At 33.1% G+C, this 22224-nt stretch carries 16 protein-coding genes and 2 rRNA genes; 2 read left to right on the top strand and 16 right to left on the bottom strand.

Going from position 1 to position 22224, the window contains the following annotated elements:
- Positions 1-156: 156 nt before the first annotated feature.
- The 9 genes from WHD07_RS17095 to WHD07_RS17055 all read right to left on the bottom strand — a co-directional run bounded on the left by WHD07_RS17095 (position 157) and on the right by WHD07_RS17055 (position 10532).
- The gene (locus WHD07_RS17095) at positions 157-1896 is read right to left on the bottom strand and encodes a hypothetical protein (protein ID WP_343329360.1); all 1740 of its coding nucleotides are present in this window, start codon (positions 1894-1896) and stop codon (positions 157-159) included.
- A gap of 110 nt (positions 1897-2006) precedes the next feature.
- Positions 2007-2519, bottom strand: a complete 513-nt coding sequence (locus WHD07_RS17090; RefSeq protein WP_343329359.1) for a hypothetical protein — start codon at positions 2517-2519, stop codon at positions 2007-2009.
- Positions 2520-2561: 42 nt separating this feature from the next.
- Positions 2562-3797 (bottom strand): DUF6638 family protein, encoded by a 1236-nt coding sequence (locus WHD07_RS17085; RefSeq protein ID WP_343329358.1) that lies wholly within the window; start codon positions 3795-3797, stop codon positions 2562-2564.
- A 99-nt stretch (positions 3798-3896) separates the two neighbouring features.
- The gene (locus WHD07_RS17080) at positions 3897-4481 is read right to left on the bottom strand and encodes an NUDIX domain-containing protein (protein WP_343329357.1); all 585 of its coding nucleotides are present in this window, start codon (positions 4479-4481) and stop codon (positions 3897-3899) included.
- Complete coding sequence (locus WHD07_RS17075) at positions 4474-6432, bottom strand: AAA family ATPase (protein WP_343329356.1); 1959 nt, start codon at positions 6430-6432, stop codon at positions 4474-4476. Before WHD07_RS17075 ends, WHD07_RS17080 begins: the two co-directional genes overlap by 8 nt.
- Before the next feature lie 154 nt (positions 6433-6586).
- The gene (locus WHD07_RS17070) at positions 6587-6835 is read right to left on the bottom strand and encodes a four helix bundle protein (protein ID WP_343331024.1); all 249 of its coding nucleotides are present in this window, start codon (positions 6833-6835) and stop codon (positions 6587-6589) included.
- A 230-nt stretch (positions 6836-7065) separates the two neighbouring features.
- Positions 7066-8091 carry a hypothetical protein gene (locus tag WHD07_RS17065; RefSeq protein WP_343329355.1) on the bottom strand — a complete coding sequence of 342 codons (1026 nt, stop codon included), beginning with the start codon at positions 8089-8091 and terminating at the stop codon, positions 7066-7068.
- 204 nt (positions 8092-8295) lie between these two features.
- Entirely contained in the window at positions 8296-9636 is a 1341-nt protein-coding gene (locus WHD07_RS17060) for a microtubule-binding protein (protein ID WP_343329354.1), read from the bottom strand.
- A 239-nt stretch (positions 9637-9875) separates the two neighbouring features.
- Positions 9876-10532: a rhomboid family intramembrane serine protease gene (locus WHD07_RS17055; protein ID WP_343329353.1), complete on the bottom strand. Its 657-nt coding sequence runs from the start codon at positions 10530-10532 to the stop codon at positions 9876-9878.
- 84 nt (positions 10533-10616) lie between these two features.
- Here WHD07_RS17055 and WHD07_RS17050 point away from each other — a divergent pair, with 84 nt between their 5' ends.
- Positions 10617-11510, top strand: a complete 894-nt coding sequence (locus WHD07_RS17050) for a lipid A biosynthesis acyltransferase (RefSeq protein ID WP_343329352.1) — start codon at positions 10617-10619, stop codon at positions 11508-11510.
- Positions 11511-11540: 30 nt separating this feature from the next.
- Here WHD07_RS17050 and WHD07_RS17045 read toward each other — a convergent pair whose 3' ends face one another.
- The 3 genes from WHD07_RS17045 to rpsA all read right to left on the bottom strand — a co-directional run bounded on the left by WHD07_RS17045 (position 11541) and on the right by rpsA (position 16016).
- Complete coding sequence (locus WHD07_RS17045) at positions 11541-12386, bottom strand: hypothetical protein (RefSeq protein WP_422897644.1); 846 nt, start codon at positions 12384-12386, stop codon at positions 11541-11543.
- A 4-nt stretch (positions 12387-12390) separates the two neighbouring features.
- Positions 12391-13782 carry a phosphoglucosamine mutase gene (glmM, locus tag WHD07_RS17040; protein WP_343329351.1) on the bottom strand — a complete coding sequence of 464 codons (1392 nt, stop codon included), beginning with the start codon at positions 13780-13782 and terminating at the stop codon, positions 12391-12393.
- A 422-nt stretch (positions 13783-14204) separates the two neighbouring features.
- On the bottom strand, positions 14205-16016 hold the full coding sequence (gene rpsA / locus WHD07_RS17035) for a 30S ribosomal protein S1 (RefSeq protein ID WP_105047956.1): 1812 nt from the start codon (positions 16014-16016) through the stop codon (positions 14205-14207).
- A 244-nt stretch (positions 16017-16260) separates the two neighbouring features.
- On the opposite strand from rpsA, the gene WHD07_RS17030 reads away from it, so the two are divergent.
- The gene (locus WHD07_RS17030) at positions 16261-16890 is read left to right on the top strand and encodes a 7-carboxy-7-deazaguanine synthase QueE (RefSeq protein WP_105047955.1); all 630 of its coding nucleotides are present in this window, start codon (positions 16261-16263) and stop codon (positions 16888-16890) included.
- 189 nt (positions 16891-17079) lie between these two features.
- Here WHD07_RS17030 and cmk read toward each other — a convergent pair whose 3' ends face one another.
- The 4 genes from cmk to WHD07_RS17010 all read right to left on the bottom strand — a co-directional run bounded on the left by cmk (position 17080) and on the right by WHD07_RS17010 (position 22141).
- Entirely contained in the window at positions 17080-17772 is a 693-nt protein-coding gene (gene cmk, locus WHD07_RS17025; protein ID WP_343329350.1) for a (d)CMP kinase, read from the bottom strand.
- A gap of 2 nt (positions 17773-17774) precedes the next feature.
- On the bottom strand, positions 17775-18803 hold the full coding sequence (gene porQ, locus WHD07_RS17020) for a type IX secretion system protein PorQ (RefSeq protein ID WP_343329349.1): 1029 nt from the start codon (positions 18801-18803) through the stop codon (positions 17775-17777).
- Between the two features lie 168 nt (positions 18804-18971).
- A 5S ribosomal RNA gene (gene rrf / locus WHD07_RS17015) occupies positions 18972-19081 on the bottom strand.
- A 174-nt stretch (positions 19082-19255) separates the two neighbouring features.
- A 23S ribosomal RNA gene (locus tag WHD07_RS17010) occupies positions 19256-22141 on the bottom strand.
- Positions 22142-22224: the final 83 nt, after the last annotated feature.

The following is a 22224-nucleotide window of genomic DNA, read 5'->3' as shown; positions in this document are numbered from 1 at the left end:
TAACAGCATAAAATGTCTATTTAAACAAGGTAGAAATAGATTTTTTAAATATGAATTGGCAAACAAGTTTAGCCCCGATTGAATGGCATGTTTGAGCTCTTTTTTGTTTTTTTAACAAAAAAAGCGAGTAATGAAAGCGGGAAATAGCTACAAAAACTACTGATTATCTTTAATTGAATCTATTTTTCTCTGAAGCTTTTCTATCTCTGTTCGTTTTTTTTCTTGTGTAGAAATTAGTTTAATAGAGTCTAATATTTGCTGATTTCTATCTTGGTTAGAAATTAATTTTATGGAATCTAAAATTTGTTTGTTCTGCTCTAAAATTGTTTTTTCTTTTTCGAAATAAATATTTGTGCCTTCACTGGTTCTCCAAGCTTCATTTAATTGGTTGTAAATTTCTTCGTTCCAAGTGCTTGGTTTTTTAGCGTTAATCCAAACTACATCTCTGTATTCGCTATCTACCAAAGCTAAATCGGGCGTAGCAGAACCGTCAAATTGTTCTGGGTTATCATCACTAATTGTAGAAACGGTACCTAGAAAAAACATACGTTTTCTACCAGCTATGTTCTTAATATAAGGTCTAAATTCTACTGGAGTATTAGAACTCCAATCGTATTCTTTTTTAGATTCTTTTACTTTTAAAGGCATTGCAGAAACGCCTGCATATCCTTGTTTTTTAGATGCGTGATCGTAATAATATAATTTATCGGTTCCGTCTGCAGGAATAAACACACTAAAGCTTAAACTGGTTCTTTCCATACCCACTGGCTCTAAACCAAACCAATGATACAAACCACTAAAAGCATCTGTTTTAGAGTCTGAAAAATCGAAATCGGTTACATAAGGTTGTGCATTTTGATCTTTTGGTGCCGTAGGAATCTTTACAGCACTTTCCATGTTCCAAGGCAAAGGATCTGAAAAACCTGCCAAAAACTTTAAACTTTCTGCTTGCAAACGAGATATTTTCTCTGCCAACGTATTTTGTTTTGTTAGATATGCATAGTTTTTCATTTCATCTGGAGAAATATAAGTTCCTTTTCCGATGGTAATTCTTTCTATATAATCTTTTATATCGTGTTCTCCGTTTTCAATTACCATTACACCTCCAAAACTTGGATACGGAAAAAAGAATCCTTTCCATTTAATTAAACTCACCACTTCTACCCAAGCGCCTTTATCATTTTTCATATAATAGGTATCGCTTGGCTCGTAATTAAACAGCATCCAAGGGTTTAAACGTTGCACAACGGCATTGTAAGTATTTCTACTAAACTTTAAAGACTCACCAATAGAAAATGTTACAGGAATTCTATTTTCTGATGAAAAACGAGGAAAAGGAGTTGTACTTGACACAGAAAAAACTTCTTCTGTATTGTCTTTTAATCCTTGCCAATAATATTTTTCGGTAGGCTGAATCGCCATCGTCCATTGATTATGACCATCAACTCTTACCAAATGAGGTAAAGAAACATCTTTAGTTTCGCCTACAGATTCATTTGCCATAGAAAAAATGTTTCTTAATGGCTGAATTCTTTCGTTTTGAGTAAGCGGTAATTCGTTAATTTCTATTTTATTTAAATCGTTAAAAACATTATAGGTTTTCATATAATCGTAGAATTTTAAATTCCAACCTACATAATATAAGATTCCGAAAAAAACGGATAAGAAAAATAAAATTCCGATTCTTTTACCTACTCCAACAGATTTTCTAAAACTTCTTACCCCTAAAAACAACACCGCAAAAGATAATAAAATGATGAAAATAAATTTTCTAACAAATATTAATGCAGGCTGATAATCGTCTCTAAAGAAGAATAATAATGCCAATAATATTATAAAAAATAGAATGACTCTTTTCTTTTGCTTTGCGCCTTTACTCCAATAATTTTTTAACATAATATACATCTGTCATTGCGAGACTTTTGATAAAAAGTCGTGGCAATCTGTTAATTTTTAGTTTTCATTTAAAAGATTACTTCGTCTAAAACTCCTCGTAATGACGTTTTTTATAATAACCCTTTGTCTTTCAATCGTTCTCTTGCACTTTTCTCGTTTACTTTAGGAACTTCTTTAGTTACCTCTACATCTTTAGTTTCTTTTGATTGAAAATCCTCAATAAAATCTTTTCCTTTTTCTACAACCTCATTAAACTTTTCTTCGATAGATTCTGTTTGTTCTTCTATCATTTCTGATGATTTAAAAATGGCTCCTGCAATATAGGTTCCTATCAAAGTTCCGAAAATCATAGACGCAAACAATGAAATTGTTGCATAATTTATCGGAATTAAAAATTGCACAATTAAAATACCCACTAGAAAAAAAACAGCGATATAAACAAATCTTAAAATAAGGTTTTGCTGATATACAAATCCTTTTGTGTCTGTATCTTTCATTTGTAATTCTTTCGAATTCATTATTTTATTGAAAAATAAATAGATTTTATTTCCTCTAGATTCTCTCCAATAAATGACAACTCCCAATAAAATTGCTGCGATAAATATGATGATTTCTATGGTCATAATTTTTGATTTGAAGTTCTATATAAAATTAGTCTATTTTTTCTAAAAATTGTTACAAATTGTCTCTATTACCCAATCTTGTAAAGATGCATCTAAAGTTTTAAAAAGCGTATAAAACTGCTCTTTATCATACCAATACAAAAATAACACATCTTTCGGAGCAATATTAACTAATAAATGCCAAATTAAATCTTGATGATTAGGTTTTAATGATGAATGTGGTTTGTGCAACGCAATATACATTTCTTCATCAATAAGATCTTTTGGATTTGTATTTTTCGAAATTTGCTGTTTTTCTAAAAAACGTTCTAAACCCATCACTTTTTTTCTTGATGAAATATCTATTTTATTCAAATAGCTTTTAAATAAAATTCCGTCTTGTAAAATTTCTTTTATAGGATGCGCTGTTTCCTTTAAAAAGGATGAAAACATAAATTTCTGGATTCTCTTATATCTTTTTTTAGTGGTTTCCTCTTGTAAATCTAATTCTAGAACGTTATAACTCAATAATTTTTCAATCATTTCTGAGTGAGAAATATGATACATCAAAACATCGTATGTTGTATCTTTTATCGCTTCTTTATAAGTTGCTTCATTCTCGAAAATAAGCACAGGTGTTACCAAATCTCTTAATAAATAAATACCCCCAAAAGCTTTTGTATAAAAAGAATCTGTGGTAAAAATAATTTCTTCTATCGTTAGATTTCTTTCTCTTAAATCTCCATATTTTTTAGCCGAACGTATCAGTTCTTTATGAATCTCTTCATCAATAAAATTATATTCATAATTAAATTGCTCTATTAACTTTAATTGGTCTTCCTTGGCTTTATTTAAATTATCAATTAAATGAAATCTAATGGTAATATCTTTATATCGTAAAACATCTAAAGGCTCGTAAAAAACATCTATTTTTTGATCAAACTCAATACAAATTGCAGAATCTCTTGTTATCTCATTGATGGTTTTTTCGTGATGTTTAAACACCAATTTCATCAATTCTCTATCAAAAGAATTAAAGGGATTGTACAAAGGCAATCCTTTTTGCTTTGGCGTAATAATTATTGCATGCGTATTTGCCTCTCCATTATTTAGATAAAAAGGCTCTCCTTTTTCTTCGGCTATTTCCGGACTCCAACCTACTCCATCAATAGAAAAAGAAGTCAATTTAGTTTTTGTAAACCCTAGTTTTACCAAACATTTATTATAACGCTCTACCAATTTTCCACTCACGGAAATGGATTCGCTTCTATATAAATTGGATTGTATTAATTTTTGCATAGTATTGTTACACTGAGTTTCACTGAGAACCTACAGAGTTTCGCAGAGTTTTTTCAACAATACTCTTAGTGAAACTCTGTAAAATATCTGTGTTATATTTTATTTTATCAAATTATGAATAATAGCATATTGCAATAATACAATAGTTCTTGTATCTACAATTTCTCCTTCATTTAACATTCTTACTGCTTCTGTAAACGGAATTTCTAAAATCTCAATATCTTCTGTTTCACTCTCCAATCCTCCGCCTTCACTCACTTTCATATCGTCTGTATATTCGCCAATAAAAAAGTGCATTTTTTCTGTTAACACCCCAGGTGATGAATATCCTTCGTAAATCTTTTTTACCGATTTTAAACGAATTCCTACTTCTTCTTCGGTTTCTCTAATGATACATTGATCCGGATTATCTGCATCTAATAAACCTGCAGGAATTTCAATTATAAAACCATCTTTATTATCATGTAAAAAAGTAGGCAATCTAAATTGTTTGATTAAAACCACTGTTTTTTTTGTGGTATTGAATAACAAAATTCCTGCTCCATGTCCACGTTCATAAACTTCTCGCATTTGGTTTACCCAACGTCCGTCAGACATTTGATACTTAAATTTGAATTTGTTTAACGTGTAATAATTATCAGACAGTAATGACTTTTCGATATCTTTTATTCGCTTGTTACTCATTATCAAATGTTTTTCTAGCTTCTAAATCAATATTCATTTGGTTGACTCTTGCATCTACTTTTCTCTTAAAATCTGTATCTGCAATGGTAGCAACATTGTCTAAGTAACGCACCACTTCTTGTCTTCTAACCTCAGAGAAGTTTAAACCTTTCATATTACTTTTCATCAACTCTTGCAACATGTTAAACTTTGTTTGATAGTCTTTTTTGAAATACGTTTCAGGATTTTCGAACCAATCTTGTTCTAAATCGAAATCTGTTAATCGCAACGATATTGCAGACTGAATATTACGCACATCTCTTGATGAAAAGAATGGAAATATTTTCTGAATTTCTTTATATAAAATCGCAAAGAATAAATGCTCATTAGATCTATGGTTTTTCTCTGCTCTGTCATACGCTTCTAAAACTCTTTCTTCGGATGGTTTTTCTACAGAACTCAAAATTTCTCCCATGCTTTTAGCCAGTCCTTGATCTTTTAAAAACTCATAATTAGACGGGGTTTGCATGTTTACAAAGTCGGGCATGGTTTTTTCAAACTTTTTCCACCAAATATAATCCTGATCTAAAAAATCGTGTTCTGTTCTTGCTCCATCAATTTTAAACCTTCCTTGTACACGAGAAATTACAGCTTTGTCTAACATTTCTGGCAAATTGGTAAATAATCCGATAGAAGAATTTCCATAATTTACAGCATAAGCGCCTTCTGTGTATCTTAAGAAAACTCCAATAACTTCTTTAACTCCGGCAGAAACGCCTTGTGCTGTTCTTTCTTGTAAATTGTTTTCAGCATCATCAATGGGTGCAAAAATCAATTTTGTCGGGTCTTGCATTGGTTTCATCCATTCTACCATTTTTTCTGCAGATCCTCCTTGAAAAGTAGAAATCAACGTATCTGGCATTGGATGAAATAAAAACGGAATGTCTAAATGATCTGCGTGTTCTTTCAGTCTTGTTGCAATCGCTGCAATTAACATCGATTTTCCTGTTCCTGGAATTCCATATCCCATAAAAACAGGCATAAAACCACCCAATTCTTGAAACGGATTTTTCTTTGCGTCAAAATCGTAACTCAACATTCTTTCTGTTAATCTACGTGCAAAATGTTTGGCGTCTTTATTACCAACAATTTGCTCGAACTGAATTTTATTAAACTCAATACTTTTTGCGGTTCCTGAAAATGCATTTTCCCATCCTGATACTGCAAAATCAGAATTTTCTAATTTATAGGTTCTATCAACTATGGTTTCTGTATATTCTAAACTGCTTTTACGCAATTGAATTTCATCAATTAAAGCTTCAAAATAAACCATAGTAAAATCAATAACATCTTTGTCTGACTTTACGATATCTGGATGTCCTAAATATTTATCAAAATAAAATAAAGTACAGGCAATTCCTTTTAAAGGTGATAATAAAGATACTTCCGGGATACCTGCAAACTTCTGCTTCATTACAGATAAATCATCTGAAGCATGTGGTTTTAAATCGTGTAAAATTTTATACGAAATTGCAAATAATTGAAAAGCAGTTGCTGTTTGCATCTTGCTTTCAAACTCACGTTTTCCTTGAGTATCTAATGCCGATTTCCGTTCATGTAAACTAGACAATCCTGAAGCATCGTAATAATTATCCTTAATCCAAATTCCTAAAGTAAGTCCTTCTTGAACGGCATATAAAGTCTGATTCAAATAGACAGGAATTGCAATAGAATCTGGTAATAATCTCTTTTTTAAAGCTAAAATAGTTTTAGAGACTGATGTAATTTCTACATTACTGCCATTATTTGCTCTTGACAAATACAATAAAATTGATGCGTCTTTTGTATCTTTATCTTTATTCTTTGCTCTATTACTTTGCTCCCACTGAATACTTTTTAAATAACCAGAAGCTTCATCTCTGAGCATATCTAGTTCATTCTGTTTTATAGGAAAAGTTGAGTTGTGATTCATAGTTTTTCAGTATGCAGTTAGCAGTCTTCAGTTGGCAGTTTTACGCTGCTGTTCCTATTCTGCTTATTATTTATTTTATTTTTCTTCTTTCTCTTTTTTTTATTTCACAAATTTGCTGACTGTAAACAGCCTACTGAAGATAGTTTACTTATAATTATCTAAATTTATCAGAGTTATTCATCATATAATTTAGAAGTTTACCTACTTCTTCACTTTTATTTTGTAATTCAATTTTCTTTTCTTCTGAAATATAATCACATGCTAGTGCAAAATCTAACCATAACTGAGTTTCTGAATTTTCACTATCAGCATCTGATATTTTACTTTTAAAATGCTTTTCATATTGTCTTTTTCTATATCCTTCAGAAATATTAGAACAAACAGACCTACTTGAACGAACAATTTGTGAAGTCTAACTAAACAATTCAGACTTTGGAAACGTCTTTGACAAATGAAAAATTTCCATAGCCAAAGCAAATCCTTTTTTATAAGCTAATAACGTTTTAAAACTCATTTTATAATGTTTAGTCGACAGTTTACTCTGCTTATTTATATTTCTATTTTCTTATTTTTCTCCTTTTATTTTTTATCCACTAACTTGATAACTGCAAACTGCCTACTGAAGACTGCTCACTAAAGTGAACTTACTTCAATCGGAGGTTTTGCCAATTTATCTAACGTTCTTGGTGTTTGATTATGTAATAATTGAATAATTCTGTGAGGTGCAAAAACATATTTTTGTGGAATAACATCACTCCATTTTTGTAGGGTTTGTTTAGAGAAAAAACTTCCTTCTGTAAAAGTATCTCCAGAAAAAACTTCGTCAATTTTTAATGATAAAGCGTACGATTCTAAAGCAATTTCTTTTTTAGCAATTCCACTTAAAATAGCATGTGTAATTTCGTTTTCATCTTTTGCAAATACATTATGAAACGGTCCTAAATCTATTCTTTTAAGATGTTTTGGCTGAATATCTGGTAATTTTCGATCGATATTGTAGGCCATTGTATCTAAGGACATTTCTCTATCTGCGCTTTCTTTTAAGACTTCATAGATTTTTTCTTTGTCTATTTTTCCATCATAATTAAAATACATATAACATATAAAAGGTCGGTTATGACTTACGTCGTAAAAACTCCAACTTGTCATATATTGAAAATTCTGACCTTCTTTAGCGGTTAGAATTTTACCTTGTACAAATCTGTTAAAAATGTATTTTTTTTCTACAGAAGTATAATAAACAAAAGAAGACGCTTTAAATAAATCTAACCTTTTAATGGGTTGTTTTTTTACTAAAAGTGTGTTTAAAAATTCAGCTTTTAGAGTATCTACATCTTTTAATTTATCTAAATACTGATTTCTTAACTCTAAATCGTTGTACAAAAATCGAAATTCTAAATAATTAGGAAACCCCGAATCTGTTAAATCGACTTTCATATGATCTTCTTCGTCATACATATATTTAATACGCATGGCTTCGATAGAATATAAAAGTAAATCTGAATATTGTTTAAAAAGTAACAATTCTTGATGTGTGCATAATTTTTCTTGTTGCACACTTACAATGAGTTCTTTTAATACAAAATCTACCATTTTATGATAAAAAACATATTGTTCTTTTGAATCTAAAAGTGCAGAATCTAAAGGTGTTGTAATCATTTTTTAGTTGATAATCTTTTAACTTTTTTACAATGAATTTATTTGGCAAGTATACCTGCGTTAAGGATTGAAATGGCATCCTTTTTTGAGGTACGAAAAAAAGATATAATGAAAAGCCTGACCCCAATTTTTCATTGGGGTAACGCCCAAAATAATATTTATTATAACTAACAGATTGCTTCGTCATCCTTCCTCGCAATGACGTTAACTTAACAAATCGTCGTTAGAAGTATCTGTTTTTGGTTTTGCTGCAGGAGCATCCGTTCCTTTTGGTGCAGTTGCATCTGCTTTGTAATAGTCTTCGAAAATCTCTTTCATGTCTATTCCGTAACGGTCTGCAAAATTCTTTTGAATATCTACATCTTTCTCTCTAATTTCGTGCAAAGCCTCTGCGTAAGAGCTATAAACACCGGTCATCACTTTTTCGTGAACCGGAATATTATCCATCATTTCTTGACGCGCTCTAGCACTTGCAGAATGCATAGACGCTAAAGTTTCTCCGATATGCTCATCTGTTTTTACACCTAAATGCTCTAAAATGGCTGCAAATTCTTGATCTGTCCTCGCTTTTAACGCCACCACATAACCATCATAATACTTTAATCTTTCTTCTGTATCTGACTTTAATTTTGCTCTATGCGTTTGTAAATTAGAACGTAAAGAAGTTAATACTTTAATGGTTAAATTGTGTTTGTGTACAAAACTATCTTTACTGGCAGCCAAGGTTGTGTAGGCGTTTTTTAGCCCTTCTAACTCCTCTACTTTTTGCTCAATAGCAGTCATTTTTCCAATTGCTTCTGAATAGGCAGTAGATTGTTTGTCTACAATTTCTTCTAATTCTTGGCGAGATTGTTTTAACAACGCATATTGCTCTTCTAATTGCGCTTCTACTTCTTTCTTTTTTGCTAACGCTTTTGTGTGATTTTTAGAAGCCTCTACAATAGCATCTTTTAACTTTTCTTCTACTTCTTTTATTTCTACTTCTCTATTTTTTAAACGTGTAACGGCTGCTTGAGATTTGTAGGAAAGCTCACTTAATAACGTTTGAATATCTGCACTTTCTATACGTTGCTGAAACAGTGCTTTTGCTTTATTATCTGCTCCTGCACGTACTTTTTCTGCGGCTGCAAACTCTGCTTCTTCTTTTTTAATTTTAGATTTTCTTCCCCATAAATTGTTCCACCAAGTGTCTGCTTTATTTTGGGCATCTTCTAGTTCTATTCTTGCTCTTTCTAATGCTTTTTGAGCATCGTCTATTACTTTTTGTTCGTCTGAATTTAAAGCCGAAAACTTCTCGAACATAATACCAACTTCGTCTTGGTAATCTGTTAAGTCTTTAATAGCATCTAAAAGCGTGGTTCTGTCTTTTTCTGCCATGTGCACAACATCATCTAAGGTTGCGTTTAGAATTTTTTGACGCGATTCGGGGTCGTCTTCTTGTGCCAATTTAGATTTCATGGTGTCAATCGCTTTCCCCCAGTTTACATCTACTTTTTCAGTTTTTTTGTTAGAATTTGTTTCTAGTAAATCAAAATCATCAGACATAGTTATTTTTTGTTTTTTTTAAGTTGAACAATTTTTAGACAAGCAATTTCGTTAAAAATTTTGAAATAAAAACAATATCGCCTTTAAATATATGTAGCTCAGATTCTTTATTTGTTACAACACAAAGAATATTTATTATTTATTGATGGATGAACCCTCTGTTTTTCTAATTAAATTCATAGAGGTTATTGAACATGATTCATAAAAAAACCGAAACTAATTAGTTTCGGTTTTTATTTTTATAAGTTTTTAAGTTTGTCTCCAAAAAGTAACAACAGTATAATTGGTATTCCTAAAGATATTACCAAAAGTTTATTTGTAATAAATAAAGAGGGATGCAATAAAAGTGTTACCACAAATCCACCAATTGCGCCACCTAAATGTGCCGAATGCCCCACATTACCAACTTGCTTTTTCATCCCGTAAATAGAGTATAAAAGATAGCCTACACCAAAAATATAACCCGGAATTGGTATCGGAATAAAAAACAAATACAACTCCATTGCTGGATATAAAAGTATCGATGCATACACAATACCAGAAACGGCTCCAGAAGCACCAACGGCACTATAATAAGGTTCCTTTTTATGATAATATAATGAATATAGACTCCCTGCTAATAAACTACCAAAATAGATAATTAAAAAATAAGGCATGCCTAAAAAACCTGCTACAATATCCCCAAAAAGATATAATGCATACATGTTAAATCCTAGGTGCATCCAATCTACATGCAAAAAACCAGATGTTATTGTTCTTAATTTTTCACCAGATAAAACTTTACCTACTTGAAACTTATATTTATCTAAAAAAGAATAATCTTTAAACCCTTTCATAGAAACCAAAACATTGGCTATTATAAGAATTAAAACTGCTTGATTTATATTGTTCATCATAAAACAAACATACTAAAATCTGATTTACTAATACTACTTCATTTTAAATTTATATCCGATATTTGCAATACCAAAAAGTACTGTATGCAATTTATCATTTTTACACTTATATATCCTTTTATTTGGTTATTTTCTAAACTACCAATGAGGGTTTTGTATTTTATTTCTGATGGCTTATTTTTACTAAACTATTACATTATTGGCTATCGAAAAAAAGTAGTTTTAGAAAACTTAAGATTGGCTTTTCCTGAAAAAAGTGACGAAGAAATAACTAAAATTAGCAAAGGTTTTTTTAAACATTTAACTGATTTTTTAGTAGAAACAATGAAATCTTTTACCATTTCTGAAAAAGAAATTTCTAAGAGAATGAAATACAAAAACATTTCTCTACTAAAAAAACTTTCTGAAAATGGAAAAAGTATTGCTTTGGTAGGGATACATCAAGGAAATTGGGAATGGCTAACAGGCTTACCTCTAAAAATTAAAGATCCTGCATTTTTTGCTGCGTATACCAAAGTAGAAAATAAGCATTTTGAAAAAGTGGTTAAAATGTCGCGTTCTAAATTTGGAGGAACCTTGTACAGATCTACAGATACCATAAGGCAAATTCACAGAAATTTTGTTAATAAAAAACAAGGAATTTATATTCTCTTAAGTGATCAATCTCCACAAATGAGTAAGGCTCATTATTGGGCGCCGTTTATGGGGGTTAAAGTTCCTGTACATACTGGTGCAGAAGCGCTTTCTAAAAGGTATGATATGAGTTTTGTTTATTGGACCTCTAGAAGAGTAAAAAGAGGGCATTATGAGGTAGAATTTGAATTGGTTACAGAAACACCAAAAGATTACAAAGACTACGAACTTACTGATAAATTTTTAGAAATAACAGAAAGAAATATTAGAAACCAACCTGAAGTATATTTATGGTCTCACAAACGTTTTAAACATAGAAATAAAGTACCAAAAGAGTTTTTATAAACCTTTTGATACTTTATTTTGTTTTAATTTTTAAAGATTAAACCTTCCTCCAATAAGAATATTTCTCTGAAAAAAAGTAAAACTTTGAGTAGCTCCATCAGTTGGATCTATAGTGGTTCTTACATCTGGCATATTGATATACCCAAATTTTAAATCAGATTGAATGAAGAAGTATTTAAAGAATGTTAAATCAAGTCCTACTACAGCTGATGCTCCCCAACCTGCAATATGAAACTCATCGTGTCTTTCTTTATTTAATAAAGTTACGTCTGTTCTTGGATATAAAATACCTGCTCCAAAACCTTCTGTAAGGTTTATTTGAAAGTTCTTATGATTGATACCAAAGTAATGACCAATTTCATCAAATCTTCTAAACTCTACATTTACATAGTTTAAACCGTCTGTATGTTCTAATTTTAAAAAATCTTCAGCCAACACAATGTCGTCATTATTATAATCTCGGTCATAACTTGTACCCTCATTAATTTTTCCATCAATTTTTACGGTTTGGTTTGGTACCATAACATATTTCATGTGGTCTACACCAATAGAAATTGTATAATTTTCCTTTAAGAAATATCCTATTCTATAATTGTTTTGAGGAATGGTAATTCTTCCTGGATTAAAATAATCATTAAAACTAAACGGAGTTTGCCTATCTTTGGCTTTTACATCATGTAGGGTAAAATCGTAATTTTTCCCAGTAAAATGTATATCAGAATTAGAGTAATTAGCTCTGTTCCATCCCCAATAAAGAAAGAATTTCCCTTTATTGGTTATTTTGTTTGTTTGTTTTAAATCTTTTGTATCATTTTCTTGAGAAAAAGTACAAATTGTCATCAATAAGGATAAACCTACTATTACTTTTGTTTTCAAAACGTTACGCTATTATTTCTTTAATTTCGTTGATAAATCTTACTGCTAAATCATCTGCTGCTTGTTGCGATTTAGCTTCTGTATAAATTCTAATAATTGGCTCTGTATTCGATTTTCTTAAATGAATCCATTCTTCTGCAAAGTCAATTTTTACACCATCTATTGTATTTACATCTTCGTTTGCATATTTAGAAGCCATCGTTTCTAAAATTTTGTCAACATCTATTTCTGGTGTTAACTGAATTTTATTTTTACTCATAAAATAACTTGGATACGAATCTCTTAATTCTTTACAAGACATTTTTTTATTAGCTAAATGCGATAAAAATAAGGCAACCCCCACCAAAGAATCACGTCCATAATGAGAAGCAGGATAAATAATTCCACCATTTCCTTCTCCACCAATTACTGTATTGGTTTCTTTCATTTTAATCACCACATTTACTTCACCAACTGCTGATGCTGTATATGTTCCGCCATGTTTTTCTGTAACATCTCTTAAGGCTCTAGAAGATGATAAATTAGAAACAGTATTTCCACCACCTAATTTCCCTAAAACATAATCTGCACAAGCAACTAATGTATATTCTTCTCCAAACATAGAACCATCTTCAGAAATTAAAGCCAAACGATCTACATCTGGATCTACTACAATTCCAAAATCTGCTTTCTTTTTTACTACTAGTTCTGAAATATCAGTTAAATGTTCTTTTAAAGGCTCTGGGTTGTGAGGAAACTCACCGTTTGGTGTACAATATAATTCGATACATTTTACACCTAATTCTTTTAATAAAGCAGGAATAAAAATTCCTCCTGTAGAGTTTACACCATCTACAACTACTTTAAATTTTGCTTTTTTAATGGCTTTTACATCCACTAAATCTAGCTTTAAAACTTCTTTAATATGCTTTTTTAAGTATTTTTTATTCTTTTTATAAGAACCTAAATCATCTACTTCTGCAAATGAAAAATCTTCACTTTCTGCTAAAGCTAAAATTTGTTCTCCTTCTGCTCCGTTTAAAAACTCTCCTTTTTCGTTTAATAATTTTAAAGCATTCCATTGTTTAGGATTGTGAGATGCTGTTAAAATAATTCCTCCATCTGCATTTTCTAAAGGTACTGCAACTTCTACGGTTGGGGTTGTAGATAATCCTAAATCGATTACATCGATACCTAAACCTACCAAAGTATTTGCTACTAAACTAGATATCATTTTACCAGAAATACGAGCATCTCTACCAACTACTACTTTTATATTTTTTTTGTTAGCGTTTCTTGCTTTAATAAATGCTCCGTAAGCAGATGCAAATTTTACAGCGTCTATTGGTGTTAAGTTATCGGCAGTTTTACCACCAATTGTTCCTCTAATTCCTGAAATTGATTTTATTAATGTCATAATTTATATTGTCTTTTTTAGCAGGACAAATATAATTCTATTAAGTGATAAAATAGATTAGTAAACTGTTATTTTTGATTTTGTAATATATCTACAAGTAGGCTGCGTTAGGGATTGCAACGGCATCCTTTTTATAGCGCTTTTTAACAAGCGTTATTGCGAGGAACGAAGCAATCTATTAATTATGAGATTCCCACAGTTTACAAAAAATAAAACTTCGCAATGACAGCTATAAAAAGATATAGTGGAAAGCCCGACCTTTTTAGGGAACGCCCAAAATGAGTATTCAGTATTCAGTATTCAGTATTCAAAAATTAAAATTTTTGAATAGTAACATCTACAAATTTCATAGAAACTTTAAAGCACAAAAAAAGCCGATACAAATTGTATCGGCTTTTAAAATATATTAGAAATGTAAATAATTATTTACCTTCTTCCATTTTTTTCTTTAATGCTGCAAGACCACCAATATCTCCTAAGGTAGTTTTTTCTGCTTCTGCTGCTTTTTTAACAGCAACTTTTACATTTCTTTTCTCTTGCTCTTTAAATAAAGATGTATGAGAAACAACAACTCTTCTGTATTCTTTAGAGAATTCTAAAACTACAAATTCGATTTTGTCTCCTTTTTCTAATTTAGAACCATCTTCTTTTTCTAAGAATCTTGTAGGTGCAAATCCTTCTACTCCATCAGCAAAAGTTACAACTGCTCCTTTATCATTCTTTTCTTTGATTGTTCCTTCATGTTTAGAACCGATTGCATACGTAGCTTCATGAGCATCCCAAGGGTTATCTTGTGTTTGCTTATGACCTAAGTTTAACTTTCTGTTCTCTACATCTAATTCTAATACTTGTACTTCTAGTTTATCACCAACAGTTACAAAATCAGATGGATGTTTCACTTTCTTAGTCCAAGATAAGTCTGAGATATAAACTAAACCATCAATACCTTCTTCTAACTCAACAAAAACACCAAAGTTTGTGTAATTTCTTACAGTACCTGTATGCGTTGAACCAACTGGGTATTTAGTAGTAATATCTGTCCAAGGATCTGGGTGTAATTGTTTGATACCTAAAGACATTTTACGGTCTTCACGATCTAAAGTTAAAATTTGAGCTTCAACTTTATCTCCAACTTTTACGAAATCTTGTGCAGAACGTAAGTGAGTTGACCAAGACATTTCAGAAACGTGAATTAACCCTTCTACTCCTTGTTCTACTTCTACAAACGCACCATAATCAGCTAAAACAACAACTTCACCAGTTACTTTATCACCAACTTTTAATTCGTTGTTTAAAGCTTCCCAAGGATGAGCAGATAATTGTTTTAATCCTAATTGAATTCTAGATTTGTTATCATCAAAGTCTAAAATTACAACGTTTAATTTTTGATCTAATTCTACAACCTCATTTGGATGATTGATTCTAGACCAAGATAAATCAGTAATATGTACTAATCCGTCTACACCACCTAAATCAACAAAGACACCATAAGAAGTAATGTTTTTAACAATACCTTCTAATACTTGTCCTTTTTCTAATTGACCAATAATTTCTTTTTTCTGTAATTCAATATCAGCTTCAATAAGAGCTTTATGAGATACAACAACGTTTTTAAATTCGTGGTTGATTTTCACAACTTTGAATTCCATAGTTTTCTCTACGTATTGATCGTAATCTCTAATTGGCTTAACGTCAATTTGAGATCCTGGTAAAAATGCTTCGATTCCGAAAACATCTACAATCATACCACCTCTAGTTCTACATTTAACAAAACCGTTAACTACTTCACCAGTTTCATGAGCATTGTTAACACGTTCCCATGCTTTAATAACTCTTGCTTTTTTGTGAGATAATACTAATTGACCAGAAGAATCTTCTCTTTTATCAACTAATACTTCTACTTTATCTCCAACAGCTAAACCTTGGTTGTAACGAAATTCGTTTAAAGAAATAACTCCTTCAGATTTAGAGTTGATATCGATGATTGCATCTCTATCAGTAATTCTGATTACAGTTCCTTCAATTACGTCACGTTCGTTTACAAAACCTACAGTTCCTTCTAACGCTTTTTCAAATGCTTGTAATTTTTCTTCATCAACTGCTTCAATACCTTGTTCGTACTTGTGCCAGTTAAAATCAGCTAAAAATTGTTTTGGATCTACAGCAGGAGTTGCTGTTTCTTGTACATCAGCAGCAACAACTTGCGCTTCAGTGTTTTTTGTTTCTTCAGACATGTGTCTAAAATAATTTTGTATCTTATTGTTTACCAGATTTTAACGATAAAAACGCAAAGAGTTGTTTTTATAAATTGTTTTATACTTTTCCTTTTATAAATCTGTTATCGTAAAAAGGAGTGCAAATTTACAAAATTGTTTTGATTATTAAGCAATTAGAATTAATTTATTATTCCTTTTATTCTTGATATACAAAAAACTACCTTTGCACTCTTAAAACCGTTATGGGTAGATTTTAATGAAGATGGATAAAAATACAAAAGATTTAGTAAATAAAGGAATAATGCTTCCGTTAATGGAAGAGTTTTATACCATACAAGGTGAAGGTGCACACACAGGTACAGCCGCTTATTTTATAAGAGTTGGCGGTTGTGATGTAGGTTGCCATTGGTGCGATGTTAAAGAGAGTTGGAATGCAGAATTGCACCCACCAACACTAGCCGATACCATTGTGAATAACGTTAAAAAACACGCCAACACCGTTGTTATTACGGGTGGTGAGCCTTTAATGTGGTCTATGGATTATATTACAGAATCGTTACAAAAAAACAATATTAGAACACATATAGAAACTTCTGGAGCTTATTCTTTTTCTGGAAAATGGAACTGGTTTTGTCTTTCTCCCAAGAAAACAAAAATGCCTTTGGCAGAGTGTTACCCAGAAGCAGATGAGTTAAAAATGATTATTCACAATACCTCAGATTTTGCTTTTGCAGAACAAGAAGCGGCAAAAGTGGGTCCTAAATGTCAACTTTATTTACAACCAGAATGGAGTAAAAAAGAAAAAATGACCGCTTTAATTGTAGATTATGTCATGAAAAATCCAAAATGGAAAATTTCTTTACAAACACATAAATATCTGAATATTCCATAATATTCAGATATTTTATATTTTTTAGAAGCTATTTCCTGCTTTCCACTATATCTTTTTATAGAGGTCACTACAAAATTCAATTTTTTGTAAACCGTGTCAACCTCATTATTAAAAGTTACTTAAGTTTTTACAGAACTATAAAAAGGATGCCGTTTCAATCAGGGCTAAGTGTACCTGTAAACTTATTAGCTAAACAGAAAGTTTGGCATCTACTAAAGCACAAATTCTTTCAAATTGTTCTGTTATTCCCATATCAGAATTATCAAATTCAATAGCATCATTCGCTTTCAATAATGGAGAATCTTCTCTTGTAGAATCAATTCTATCACGTTCCTCCACATTAAAAAGAATATCTTTAAAATCTACTTTATCCCCTCTATCAATCAATTCTTTATAACGTCTAGTAGCTCTTTTATCAGCAGAAGCTGTCATAAATAATTTCAATTCAGCATCCGGAAAAACAACCGTTCCAATATCTCTACCGTCCATCACTATTCCACTATCTTCCCCCATTAATTGTTGTTCTGCAACTAATTTTGTTCTTACCTCAGAAATAGCCGCTACTTTACTAACTAATTGAGAAACATCCAATGTTCTAATTTCCTTCTCCACATTTATACCATTCAAAAACATTTCTGCAAAACCTAACTGTTCATTAAATTGAAAAGTAAGTGAAATATCTTTTAAACTCGAAACCAGATTTTCTTTATCTAAAAAATCTTTACCTACAAAACTGTTTTGTTTTGCAAATAAACTAACAGCTCTGTACATTGCTCCAGTATCAACATAGATATAATTGTACTTATTAGCCAATAATTTAGCGATTGTACTTTTTCCTGTCGATGAAAACCCATCAATTGCAATTATAATTTTTTTACTCATATTTATCTTCTACTATCTAAATCTATTAATAAACTAAAAGTACTCGCATTTGCTGCAGAATGAAATTTAGAATATGCATAATTGAATTTTAATTTGTTCATTTTTATTCCAAAACCAAAAGAGAAACCGCTAAATGCTCTTGCATTCTGTAGTTTTAATTCAGCTGCCCTTCTAAAATTATATCCCAATCTTAAATTGATTGCACTTTCAGGAAACAACTCTCCACCAATCACCAAATGTCTAAAAGTATTGGCAATAAAACTCACTTTTTTTTCAGTAACATTGCCTTCTAAATCTGTTGTTTGTTCAGAAGGGTTAGGTACAGATACATCCCATTGTTGTAAATTATCAATAGTTGCATACCATTTTAACGGAACATGTTCTAATTTATAAGAACCACCTAAAGCAATTTTAAATGGTAATTTTTCTTTTACTCCATTGTAGGTTTGTATTTGAGTACCAATATTTCTAGCCACCAAAGTAATTGCAAAAGGTTTGTAAGGACTTGTATATAAAATGGCTAAATCTGTAGCAGCACCAGTAGATGTATAATTTTCAATATTAGAATTAATCACTCTAACGTTAGCACCAATAAAAAAATTAGAATAAGGAATATTTATAGCATACCCCAAAGAAACAGCAATATCATTAGCTCCAAAATTCCCCTTTTCATTACCTTGTTCATCAGCTCCAATTAAAGAACCATAATCAATATATTTAATACTACCGTGTATGGTACCAAACCTCCTAGAAATTGTTTTAGCATAAGCCAAAGATCCAATATTTATTCCAGCTAAATAACTCGTATAATTTACAGAAACTTTATTATCTATATCTTCACTAATTACAGAAGGGTTCCATATAGGTTGATTTACATCATCCATCAATACCAAAACTTCCCCACCTAAAGCTACTTGTCTAGCAGAAGTAGAAACATTTAAAAATTGATATACTTTCTCTCCTCCAACTTGTCCACTAATAGCACAAAAAGAAAATAAAAAAGTAAAAAATAAGATGTTTTTATAATTCATTAAAAAATAAATAACGACTGCTAAATAAATAACGAAAATAAACTATATTATTACAATTACCTTACACAAATATGATAAAAGTGCGATATTGTCGTTAAATTTATCGCATAAAAAAACCTCATATCGTAAGATATGAGGTTTAATTTGTCTTGATTACTCAAGATTAAAGAAAGGCGGCGACCTACTCTCCCACATAAATGCAGTACCATCGGCGCTATTGGGCTTAACTTCTCTGTTCGAGATGGGAAGAGGTGAGCCCCAATGCTATAACCACCCTAAGATTTTAGTTCTAAGTTTAAAGTTCTAAGTTTTAAAGTTTTTCAACTCATAACTCAACACTTATAACTCATAACTCTTTAGCTATTGCTAAAGTATAAGTTAACATATGGTAAAATAATATCTAAATCGTCTTATAAATAAAGAGTCTGTGCTCCCGCCTTTCGGCGGGAAGCGTACATAAGTCTATGGGTTATTAGTATCACTTGGCTATGACATTACTGCCTTTACACCTATGACCTATCAACGTTGTAATCTCCAACGACCCTTTAAAGAAATCTCATCTTGTGGTGGGTTTCGCGCTTATATGCTTTCAGCGCTTATCCCTTCCCGACGTAGCTACCCTGCTATGCTTCTGGCGAAACAACAGGTACACTAGAGGTCAGTCCAACTCGGTCCTCTCGTACTAGAGTCAGATCCACGCAAATTTCTAACGCCCACAGCAGATAGAGACCGAACTGTCTCACGACGTTCTGAACCCAGCTCGCGTGCCACTTTAATGGGCGAACAGCCCAACCCTTGGGACCTTCTCCAGCCCCAGGATGTGACGAGCCGACATCGAGGTGCCAAACCCCCCCGTCGATATGAGCTCTTGGGGGAGATCAGCCTGTTATCCCCGGAGTACCTTTTATCCTTTGAGCGATGGCCCTTCCATGCGGAACCACCGGATCACTATGCTCTTGTTTCCAACCTGATCGACCTGTATGTCTCTCAGTCAAGCACCCTTATGCCATTGCACTCTACGTACGGTTACCAAGCGTACTGAGGGTACCTTTAGAAGCCTCCGTTACTCTTTTGGAGGCGACCACCCCAGTCAAACTACCCACCAAGCACTGTCCTCATCTCTGAGTTAGACTCTAGATAAGCAAAGGGTGGTATTTCAAGGACGACTCCACAACGCCTAGCGACGCCGCTTCAATGTCTCCCACCTATCCTACACATTACTTATCCAAAGCCAATACTAAGCTATAGTAAAGGTTCACGGGGTCTTTTCGTCCCGCTGCGGGTAATCGGCATCTTCACCGATACTACAATTTCACCGAGCTCATGGCTGAGACAGTGTCCAGATCGTTGCACCATTCGTGCAGGTCGGAACTTACCCGACAAGGAATTTCGCTACCTTAGGACCGTTATAGTTACGGCCGCCGTTTACTGGGGCTTCATTTCAGATCTTCGCCGAAGCTAAACCCTCCACTTAACCTTCCAGCACCGGGCAGGTGTCAGGCCTTATACATCATCTTTCAATTTAGCAAAGCCCTGTGTTTTTGATAAACAGTCGCCTGGACCTTTTCACTGCGGCCCTGTATTGCTACAGGGCGACCCTTCTCCCGAAGTTACGGGTCTATTTTGCCTAGTTCCTTAGCCATGAATCTCTCGAGCACCTTAGAATTCTCATCCCAACTACCTGTGTCGGTTTACGGTACGGGTTCTTATAATCTGAAGCTTAGAGGTTTTTCTTGGAAGCCCTTAGACACACTATCCAATTGTCCGAAGACGCTTGGTACTATCACACTTCACCTAATTCTGCGGATTTACCTACAAAACTAATAGCTACATGTTTCAACGAACTATTCCGTCAGTTCGCGGTGCTTTCATTACTCCGTCACCCCATCGCAATTATAAGAAGTACAGGAATATTAACCTGTTATCCATCGACTACTCCCTTCGGATTCGCCTTAGGACCCGACTAACCCTCAGCTGATTAGCATCGCTGAGGAAACCTTAGTCTTTCGGTGTGGGGGTTTCTCGCCCCCATTATCGTTACTTATGCCTACATTTTCTTTTGTAACCAGTCCAGCATACCTCACAGTACACCTTCTACCCAGGTTACAATGCTCCCCTACCACTAACGTGTCTTTCAACGTTAATCCATAGCTTCGGTAATATGTTTATGCCCGATTATTATCCATGCGAAATCGCTCGACTAGTGAGCTGTTACGCACTCTTTAAATGAATGGCTGCTTCCAAGCCAACATCCTAGCTGTCTAAGCAATTTCACCTCGTTTTTTCAACTTAACATATATTTGGGGACCTTAGCTGATGGTCTGGGTTCTTTCCCTCTCGGACATGGACCTTAGCACCCATGCCCTCACTGCTGAGAAACATTTTATAGCATTCGGAGTTTGTCAGGAATTGGTAGGCGGTGAAGCCCCCGCATCCAATCAGTAGCTCTACCTCTATAAAACTTTTACTCAACGCTGCACCTAAATGCATTTCGGGGAGTACGAGCTATTTCCGAGTTTGATTGGCCTTTCACCCCTACCCACAGGTCATCCAAAGACTTTTCAACGTCAACTGGTTCGGTCCTCCACTGTGTGTTACCACAGCTTCAACCTGCCCATGGGTAGATCACTCGGTTTCGCGTCTACTACTACTAACTAAAGCGCCCTATTCAGACTCGCTTTCGCTACGGCTCCTTGACTTAATCAATTAACCTTGCTAGAAACAGTAACTCGTAGGCTCATTATGCAAAAGGCACGCCGTCACAACTCGAAGTTGCTCCGACCGCTTGTAGGCGTACGGTTTCAGGTTCTATTTCACTCCCTTACTTAGGGTTCTTTTCACCTTTCCCTCACGGTACTAGTTCACTATCGGTCTCTCAGGAGTATTTAGCCTTACCGGATGGTCCCGGTGGATTCATACAGGATTACTCGTGTCCCGCACTACTCAGGGTACCACTATCTTAAATTCGCTTACTTTTACGGGACTATCACCCTCTATGGTCTGTCTTTCCAAACAGTTCTAATTCACTTATCTTCGAATATCGTGGCCCTACAACCCCAAAATTGCCGTAACAACTTTGGTTTGGGCTAATCCGCGTTCGCTCGCCACTACTAACGGAATCACTATTGTTTTCTCTTCCTCCGGTTACTTAGATGTTTCAGTTCACCGGGTTTACCCCACTTACGTGGTGACATGTCTTCAACATGACGGGTTGCCCCATTCGGATATCTACGGATCAAAAGGTATGTGCCCCTCCCCGTAGCTTTTCGCAGCTTATCACGTCCTTCGTCGTCTCTGAGAGCCTAGGCATCCGCCATACGCCCTTACTTAACTTATTGTACTTTTTGCTGTAGAATTGCTTCTACAATGAACTCTTTTATATTTTTATAAAAAAATTTTTGATTAGATAAATCTAATCGTT

Source organism: Polaribacter staleyi (assembly GCF_038024045.1).
Taxonomy (GTDB): Bacteria; Bacteroidota; Bacteroidia; order Flavobacteriales; family Flavobacteriaceae; genus Polaribacter; species Polaribacter butkevichii.
Note: the sequence above shows the minus strand (reverse complement) of the source record. Positions and strands in the feature narration are given on the sequence as shown.

Excerpts from the sequence above, each read along its gene's own strand:
- WHD07_RS17080 (WP_343329357.1), bottom strand. The coding sequence starts at position 4,481 with ATGAGTAACAAGCGAATAAAAGATATCGAAAAGTCATTACTGTCTGAT.
- WHD07_RS17075 (WP_343329356.1), bottom strand. The coding sequence starts at position 6,432 with ATGAATCACAACTCAACTTTTCCTATAAAACAGAATGAACTAGATATG.
- WHD07_RS17085 (WP_343329358.1), bottom strand. The coding sequence starts at position 3,797 with ATGCAAAAATTAATACAATCCAATTTATATAGAAGCGAATCCATTTCC.
- WHD07_RS17055 (WP_343329353.1), bottom strand. The coding sequence starts at position 10,532 with ATGATGAACAATATAAATCAAGCAGTTTTAATTCTTATAATAGCCAAT.
- WHD07_RS17090 (WP_343329359.1), bottom strand. The coding sequence starts at position 2,519 with ATGACCATAGAAATCATCATATTTATCGCAGCAATTTTATTGGGAGTT.
- WHD07_RS17095 (WP_343329360.1), bottom strand. The coding sequence starts at position 1,896 with ATGTTAAAAAATTATTGGAGTAAAGGCGCAAAGCAAAAGAAAAGAGTC.
- WHD07_RS17060 (WP_343329354.1), bottom strand. The coding sequence starts at position 9,636 with ATGTCTGATGATTTTGATTTACTAGAAACAAATTCTAACAAAAAAACT.
- cmk (WP_343329350.1), bottom strand. The coding sequence starts at position 17,772 with ATGAGTAAAAAAATTATAATTGCAATTGATGGGTTTTCATCGACAGGA.
- WHD07_RS17050 (WP_343329352.1), top strand. The coding sequence starts at position 10,617 with ATGCAATTTATCATTTTTACACTTATATATCCTTTTATTTGGTTATTT.
- rpsA (WP_105047956.1), bottom strand. The coding sequence starts at position 16,016 with ATGTCTGAAGAAACAAAAAACACTGAAGCGCAAGTTGTTGCTGCTGAT.
- WHD07_RS17030 (WP_105047955.1), top strand. The coding sequence starts at position 16,261 with ATGGATAAAAATACAAAAGATTTAGTAAATAAAGGAATAATGCTTCCG.
- WHD07_RS17065 (WP_343329355.1), bottom strand. The coding sequence starts at position 8,091 with ATGATTACAACACCTTTAGATTCTGCACTTTTAGATTCAAAAGAACAA.
- glmM (WP_343329351.1), bottom strand. The coding sequence starts at position 13,782 with ATGACATTAATAAAATCAATTTCAGGAATTAGAGGAACAATTGGTGGT.
- porQ (WP_343329349.1), bottom strand. The coding sequence starts at position 18,803 with ATGAATTATAAAAACATCTTATTTTTTACTTTTTTATTTTCTTTTTGT.